This window comes from uncultured Amaricoccus sp. (genome assembly GCF_937858865.1).
GTDB lineage: Bacteria > Pseudomonadota > Alphaproteobacteria > Rhodobacterales > Rhodobacteraceae > Amaricoccus.
Map to the genome: position 1 here is coordinate 1 of NZ_CALLYO010000289.1, position 6,791 is coordinate 6,791.

8 protein-coding genes are annotated in these 6,791 nt (G+C 70.0%); 3 read left to right on the forward strand and 5 right to left on the reverse strand.

All coding sequences use genetic code 11. From position 1 onward, the window contains the following. The 4 genes from Q0112_RS08210 to queA all read right to left on the reverse strand — a co-directional run. A partial coding sequence (locus tag Q0112_RS08210; RefSeq protein WP_297973809.1) for an FAD-dependent oxidoreductase occupies positions 1-167 on the reverse strand: 167 nt, incomplete at its 3' end. 12 nt (positions 168-179) lie between these two features. Next, complete coding sequence (locus Q0112_RS08215; RefSeq protein ID WP_297973798.1) at positions 180-785, reverse strand: DUF924 family protein; 606 nt, start codon at positions 783-785, stop codon at positions 180-182. A 62-nt stretch (positions 786-847) separates the two neighbouring features. Beyond that, on the reverse strand, positions 848-2,086 hold the full coding sequence (locus Q0112_RS08220; RefSeq protein WP_297973800.1) for an MFS transporter: 1,239 nt from the start codon (positions 2,084-2,086) through the stop codon (positions 848-850). Beyond that, positions 2,083-3,192: a tRNA preQ1(34) S-adenosylmethionine ribosyltransferase-isomerase QueA gene (gene queA / locus Q0112_RS08225; RefSeq protein ID WP_297973801.1), complete on the reverse strand. Its 1,110-nt coding sequence runs from the start codon at positions 3,190-3,192 to the stop codon at positions 2,083-2,085. Before queA ends, Q0112_RS08220 begins: the two co-directional genes overlap by 4 nt. A 124-nt stretch (positions 3,193-3,316) precedes the next feature. Here queA and Q0112_RS08230 point away from each other — a divergent pair, with 124 nt between their 5' ends. The 3 genes from Q0112_RS08230 to Q0112_RS08240 all read left to right on the forward strand — a co-directional run bounded on the left by Q0112_RS08230 (position 3,317) and on the right by Q0112_RS08240 (position 5,830). Then, positions 3,317-3,787: a peroxiredoxin gene (locus Q0112_RS08230; RefSeq protein ID WP_297973803.1), complete on the forward strand. Its 471-nt coding sequence runs from the start codon at positions 3,317-3,319 to the stop codon at positions 3,785-3,787. Positions 3,788-4,044: 257 nt separating this feature from the next. Then, positions 4,045-5,334 (forward strand): DUF5930 domain-containing protein, encoded by a 1,290-nt coding sequence (locus Q0112_RS08235; protein ID WP_297973805.1) that lies wholly within the window; start codon positions 4,045-4,047, stop codon positions 5,332-5,334. Continuing rightward, positions 5,324-5,830 carry a polymer-forming cytoskeletal protein gene (locus tag Q0112_RS08240; RefSeq protein WP_297973807.1) on the forward strand — a complete coding sequence of 169 codons (507 nt, stop codon included), beginning with the start codon at positions 5,324-5,326 and terminating at the stop codon, positions 5,828-5,830. Before Q0112_RS08235 ends, Q0112_RS08240 begins: the two co-directional genes overlap by 11 nt. 144 nt (positions 5,831-5,974) lie before the next feature. Here Q0112_RS08240 and Q0112_RS08245 read toward each other — a convergent pair. Beyond that, positions 5,975-6,791, reverse strand: an 817-nt coding sequence (locus Q0112_RS08245; RefSeq protein WP_324562796.1) for a DUF2189 domain-containing protein, incomplete at its 5' end; no start/stop codon positions are given.

The following is a 6,791-nucleotide window of genomic DNA, read 5'->3' on the forward strand; positions in this document are numbered from 1 at the left end:
GAGCGCAGCAGCGCCTTGGTCGGGATGCAGCCCCAGTTGAGGCAGATGCCGCCGAGGTGCTCGCGCTCGATCACCACCGTCTTGAAGCCGAGCTGCGCGGCGCGGATCGCGGCGACGTAGCCGCCGGGTCCGGCGCCGATCACGGCGACGTCGTATGTGGTTGCCATCGGTCTGTCCCCCTATGCCCCTGCGGCGCTGCCGCTCGCATTCTGGCTCGCCTTCGGGGCGAACCGGTTCAACATGGTCGTGTATCCGCCCTCGGCGAGGAAGGCGACCTCTTCCGGCGTGCTCTCGCGCCCGAGCGCGGCGTTGCGGTAGGGGAAGCGTCCGAAGCGGCGGATGATCTCGCGATGCGCCTGGGCGTGCGGCAGCAGGCCCTCGCGGCCGAAGTTCAGCAGGTACATGCGCACCGACTGATCCTGGTCGGCGAGGACCTCGGAGTGCATGAGCGGGGTGTAGAAGAACTGCCGCTCCGGCAGCCCGACCCGCCGGTCCTGGCGGCGCTGGATCGCGCTCTTCGCCACGCGGAGCGCGCGCGCGTCGGTGGCGAAGGAACGCGCGTCGCCGCGAAACATGTTGCGCGGGAACTGATCGAGCAGGACGAGGAGCGCGAGGCAGGAGGCGGGGGAGGCGCGCCACTGGGCGAGCTTGCCGGCGCGCCCCTCTTCCCACAGGGCCCCGAAGCGGCTGCGGATCTCGGCATCCAGCTCCTCGCCGCCGCGATACCAGCCGTCGGGGCCGATGCCGAGCCAGTAGTCCAGGACTTCGCGTGCGCCTTCGTACATCTTCGATCTCAACCTCGCGGGAAGCGCAGTCTCACCGACCCGGAAGAAAAAGGGAAGCGGGGTCAGTTGCCTCCGGCGCGTTCGATGGCGACTTCCTGCGCCAGCTCGAGCGCGACGGGCGAGGCCTGCGGAGTCACCGGCGCGTAGGAGGAGGTCTCCTCGGGCGCGGCGCGGCGGGTGGCGCGGTAGAGGGCATAGAGCGCGATGAGCGCGAAGAGCGTGCCGATGTAGACGAAGAAGGCATCCGGCCCGAAGCGGGTCATCGAGGCGCCGATGATGAGCGGGCCCAGCATGGCGCCGAGCCCGTTGATGAAGAGCAGGCCGCCCGAGGCGGCGGCCATGTCCGACTTGTCGAGGAAGTCGTTGGTGTAGGCGATGATGAGCGAATAGAGCGGGTTCGCCACGCCGCCCACCGCGAAGCCGAGGGCGAGCACCACGGCGTAGTGGGAGGAGAGGATGCCGCCGATCAGCGTGACGACCGCGCCGACTGCGGTCAGCCCCATGATGAGCCGGCGGCGGTCCATGCGGTCGGAGATCCAGCCGATCGGATACTGGAAGACGAGCCCGCCGACGTAGATCGCCGCCACGAAGGCCGAGATCTGCGCGACCGAGAGCCGCATCTCGGTGCCGAAGACCGAGGCCATGCCGAAGATGCCGGCATAGACCCCGCCGAGCAGGAAGGTGCCGACGCAGCCGAGCGGCGAGATGCGGAAGAGCTGCACGAGCGACATGGGCTTGGTGGTCTGGTAGGGCGGGGCGCTCCCGGCGGTGAGCAGGATCGGCGTGAAGCAGAGCGAGACGAGGACCGACATCACCACGAAGAGGGTGTAGCCGCCCGGGTCGGCGAGGGTGAGGATGAACTGGGCGGAGATGATGCCGACCATCTGCGCGATCATGTAGAGCGAGAGCGCCTGCCCGCGGGTCTCGTTGCTGGCGGCCTCGTTCAGCCAGCTCTCGGCCACGACGTAGACGCCGGCGAAGGCGAAGCCCACGACGAAGCGGAGCGCCGTCCAGACCCAGACGTCGACGGCGGCGGCGTAGAGGATGAAGGCGGCGGAGATCATCGAGCCGAGGGCGGCGAAGACGCGGACGTGGCCGACGCGCGCGATCATCGGCGTGGCGCGGCGCGAGCCGACGAGGAAGCCGACGTAGTAGGCGCTCATGACGAGCGACATGGTGGCGGCGTCGAAGCCCTCGATCGCGCCGCGGATGCCGAGCAGCGTGCCCTGCAGGCCGTTGCCGAGCAGGAGCAGCAGCACGCCGAGGAGGAGCGCCCAGGAATGCTTCAGGACGGCGATCATCCTCGGGTCCTCCCTGGACGGCCATCGGCCGAGTCCGCCGGCGACGCCCCGGCGGAGTCGCCGGGGAGCAGCAGCGACGAGTCGCCGTAGGAGAAGAAGCGGTAGCGGTTGGCGATGGCGTGGGCGTAGATCGCGCGGATGCGGTCGACGCCCATGAGCGCGGAGACGAGCATGAGGAGGGTGGACCTCGGCAGGTGGAAGTTCGTCATCAGGCCGCCCGCGATGCGGAAGCGGTGGCCGGGGCGGATGAAGATGTCGGTCTCGCCCGACCAGGGGCCAATGCGGCCGGGGGCGGTGGCCGCGGTCTCGACGAGGCGGAGCGAGGTGGTGCCGACCGGGATCACCCGGCCGCCGGCGGCGAGGGTGGCCCGGATCGCCTCGGCGGCCTCGGGGCCGATCTCGCCCCATTCGGCGTGCATGCGGTGCTTCTCGATCTCGTCCACCGCCACCGGCAGGAAGGTGCCGGCGCCGACGTGCAGGGTGAGGCGGGTCTCGGCGACGCCGCGCGCGGCGAGGGCGGCGAGGAGGTCCTCGTCGAAGTGGAGCGAGGCGGTCGGCGCCGCGACCGCGCCGGGGCGCCGCGCGAAGACGGTCTGGTAGTCGCTGCGGTCGGCGGCGTCCGGCGGCCGGCGCCGGGCGATGTAGGGGGGCAGCGGCATTTCGCCGACGCGCTCGAGCGCCGCGTCGAGCGCCGGGCCGGTCGCGTCGAAGGCGAGGAGGATCTCGGCGCCCTCCTTGTCGCGGACCTCGGCCGAGAGGGCATCGCCGAACGCGATGCTGTCGCCGGCGGCGAGGCGCTTTCCGGGGCGGGCGAGCGCGCGCCAGAGGCCCCCGGGCGCGGCGGCGACGAGGGTGATCTCGATGCGCGCACCGGACGGGCTGCCGGCCGGGCGCCGGCGGGTTCCGGTGAGCCGGGCGGGGATGACGCGGGTGTCGTTGAAGACGAGGAGATCGCCGCGCTCGAGGAACTCGGGGAGGTGCGCGACGGTCGAATCGGTGAGCGTGGAGGGGGTGGCGACGAGGAGGCGCGAAGCGGGTCGCGGGCGGGCGGGCCGCAGCGCGATGAGCTCCTCCGGAAGATGATAGTCGAACTCGTCGAGGCGCACCCCGGCTTCTCCTGGCCGTAACGGGCGGGGGTATAGGCGCGGACGGCCGGGGTCACAACCGGCCCTTGAAGCCGTCCGGGGGATGGTGTCTCTCGGTCGCTGCCGCAACTCGGGGAGAGCTCTCATGCCGAAGATCGAAGCCGGTCAGCCGGTGCCTGACTTCACCTTGCCGCGCGACGGCGGCGGGATGCTCGGGCCGCGCGACTTCGCCGGCCGGAAGCTGGTGATCTACTTCTATCCCAAGGACGACACGCCGGGGTGCACCACCGAAGCGCTGGAGTTCACCGCCAGGCGGGCCGACTTCGAGGCGGCGGGCGCCGCCGTCGTCGGGATCTCGAAGGACAGCGTGAAGAGCCACGAGAAGTTCTGCCGCAAGCACGAGCTCGGGATCCCGCTCCTGTCGGACGAGACGGGGGAGGTCGTCGGGCAGTTCGGCGTCTGGGTCGAGAAGTCGCGATACGGACGGACCTACATGGGAATCGACCGCTCCACCTTCCTCGTGGACGCGCAGGGCATCGTTTCGCGCGTATGGCGCAAGGTCTCGGTCCCGGGGCACGTCGAGGAGGTGCTGGGCGCCGTCCGGCAGCTCGGCTGAGTCATGCGGATCGGGCGGGCGCGATTTGCGCGCGCCCGGACAGGGAGTTGTCGACGACACCTGAGCCCGCGCCTTAGTTCAACCGGAGATGGTGGATCGGCAGCAATCCGCCGAACGGAGTAGTTCGCCGCGGCGACCGGGGCGGGCCGCGTTGCAAATGGAGGAGAAGATTTCTAGACACCCCCGCGGTCGGGGGCAGAGCCCACCATAACGAGAACAACCAGAGGGTGATCTTAATGGGGGACTTCCGACGGTGGGTGAATAGCGCCCTCTCCCCTTACTTCCCGGAAAAGCGCCTCTTCATCCAGTCGGGCTCCTCCACGCGGTATCTCCGCCTCACGCCGCTCTCGCAGTTCATGTCCGGGGCCGCTTCGCTGGCGCTCGTGGGCTGGCTCGCGATCGCGACGGCGAGCGTCGCGATCGACTTCGTGGGCGGTTCCGGAACGGCGCCGACGGTGGTGCTGCAGGAGGCCTACGAGGCGCGGCTCGAGGAGCTCGCCGCCGAGCGCGACCAGCGCGCAAGCGAGGCGCGGTCGGCGCAGACCCGCTTCCAGACCGCCATGGAGCAGATCGGCCGGCAGCAGACCGCGCTGCTGCAGTCGGCGGAGCGGGGGCGCGAGCTCACCACCGCGCTCGACCTCATGCGGCAGCGGCTGCACGAGGCGGTCGGCCAGCGCGATGCCGCGACGGTGGCGAACGACCGGCTCGTGGCGCAGATGAACGAGGTCAGCGACAGGTTGAGCCACGAGAGCGGGGCGGACCTCGCCGAGACGCTGAAGACGGTCACGGGGGCGCTTGCCGAGGCGGTGGCGGTCCGCGACACGGCGCGCGCCGAGCGGGAGACGCTGACGCAGCAGGTGGCCGACCTCGAGCTCAGGATGAAGGTCAACAGCGAGCGCCAGGACGAGATGGTCGACCAGCTCGAACAGGCGGTCGCCCTGTCGTTCGGGCCGCTCGAGAAGCTGATCAGCACGGCGAACCTCGACGTCGACAGCCTGATCGAGACGGTGAGGAGCGGCTATTCCGGCCAGGGCGGGCCGGTCGGCGATGCGGTGGTCAGCACCCGCTCGTTCGACGATCCGGCGCTCAATTCCCGCTTCGACAAGCTGATGCTCGATCTCGACCGCATGAACCTGATGCGGATCGCGGTGGAGAAGATCCCCTACACCATGCCGCTGCGCTCGAGCTACCGCTTCACCAGCCCGTTCGGGCGGCGCTGGGGGCGGATGCACGCGGGCGTCGACCTGGCGGCGCCGGTCGGGACGCCGATCTTCGCGACGGCCGACGGCCTGGTGGTCGCCGCCGGGCGGGAGAGCGGCTACGGCAACGTGGTGCGCATCCGGCACGAGTTCGGCTTCGAGACCGTCTATGCCCACCAGAGCAAAATCCGGGTCAAGGTGGGACAAGAGGTATCGCGTGGCGTGCAAATAGGTGATATGGGTTCAACCGGGCGTAGCACTGGCTCGCATCTTCACTACGAGGTGCGGGTCAACGGTCAGCCTGTGAACCCGATGACCTATCTGGAGGCCGCCAAGGATGTTTTCTAGGTCGAAGCACGAGGATACCCCGCCGCCGCCGCAGCCGGCGAAGGCGCAGGGTGAGGCTCCTTCCGTCCTGTTCGATCCCAAGCCCGCCGCAGCGCCGGCGATGGCCGCTCCGGCGGCGCCGAAGGCCAAGCCGGCGCCGTCCGTGCTCTCGTCGGACCTGACCATCATCGGCAACGTGAAGTCGAGCGGCGACATCCAGGTCGAGGGCATCGTCGAGGGCGACGTGCGCGCCCAGGTGCTGATCGTGGGCGAGAGCGCCACGGTGAAGGGCGAGGTGATCGCTGACGAGGTGGTGGTGCACGGCCGGGTGGTCGGGCGGCTGCGCGGCCTCAAGGTGCGGCTGAGCGCCTCGGCGCGCTGCGAGGGCGACATCGTCCACAAGACGATCGCCATCGAGAGCGGGGCGCATTTCGAGGGCTCGGTGCAGCGCCAGGACGACCCGCTCGGCAAGTCGGGCAAGAGCGAGCCGCAGCGGCAGGTCGTCGCCGCCGAATAGGGCCCGCAGAGCGTGGAGGCCCCGCCCGCGGCGGGGCCCCCGGCTGTTCGTCGCACAGTGCGGACGAAGGTCAACTCATTGAAATCAATGAGGAAACGCCGACGCGTTAACCGCCTTGTGCATGAAGGTTAACGCGCGCGCACGTCAGGCCTGCGGGGCGATCACCTTGCGGTAGATGTGCCAGGTCGCGTGGCCGAGCACGGGCAGCGCCACGATGAGCCCGAGGAACATCGGCAGCATCCCGACGAAGAGCAGGGCCACGACGATCCAGGCCCAGTGCAGCATGGCGTGCGGGTTGTCGGTGACCGCCTGCAGGCTCACGGTCATCGCGGTGACATAGTCCACGTCCCGGTCGAGCAGCAGCGGCAGCGAGACGGCGGTGAGGGCGAAGAGCAGGAAGGCGATGAGCCCGCCGACGAGCCCGCCGACGACGAGCAGCATGATCCCGTTGCCGGTGGCGAGCAGCGCGTCGAGGTTGGAATAGACCGCGCCGCTCATCCGCCCGAGGAAGAGGATGACGAGCATGCTCGCCACCCACATCCAGAGCAGGAAGAGCGCGAGCACGATGAAGGCCATCGACGGGATCTGCCGGTTGCGCTCGTTCCAGACCACGCCGAGGACGTCGGACCAGGTGAGCGGCGCGCCGGTCTCGCGCCGGCGGCTGACCTCGTAGAGGCCGATGGCGGCGAAGGGGCCGATCAGCGGGAAGGCGAAGGCGAAGGGCACGATCCAGAGCGGCTGCTCCAGCAGCCAGAGCAGCAGGAAGAGCAGGATGCCCACGGCGGCATAGACCCCGCCGAAGAAGAGGCCGAAGCGGGAGGTGGCGCGGAAGTCCTCCCAGCCGGCCCGCAGGGCGGCATAGACGTCATCGGCGTTGATCTTCTGCACCTGCGGGCGGCGCGGGGCCGAAGGGTCGGCGGCGTCGGAGGCGGTGGACATGGGAGCTCCCTGGAAGGTTGTC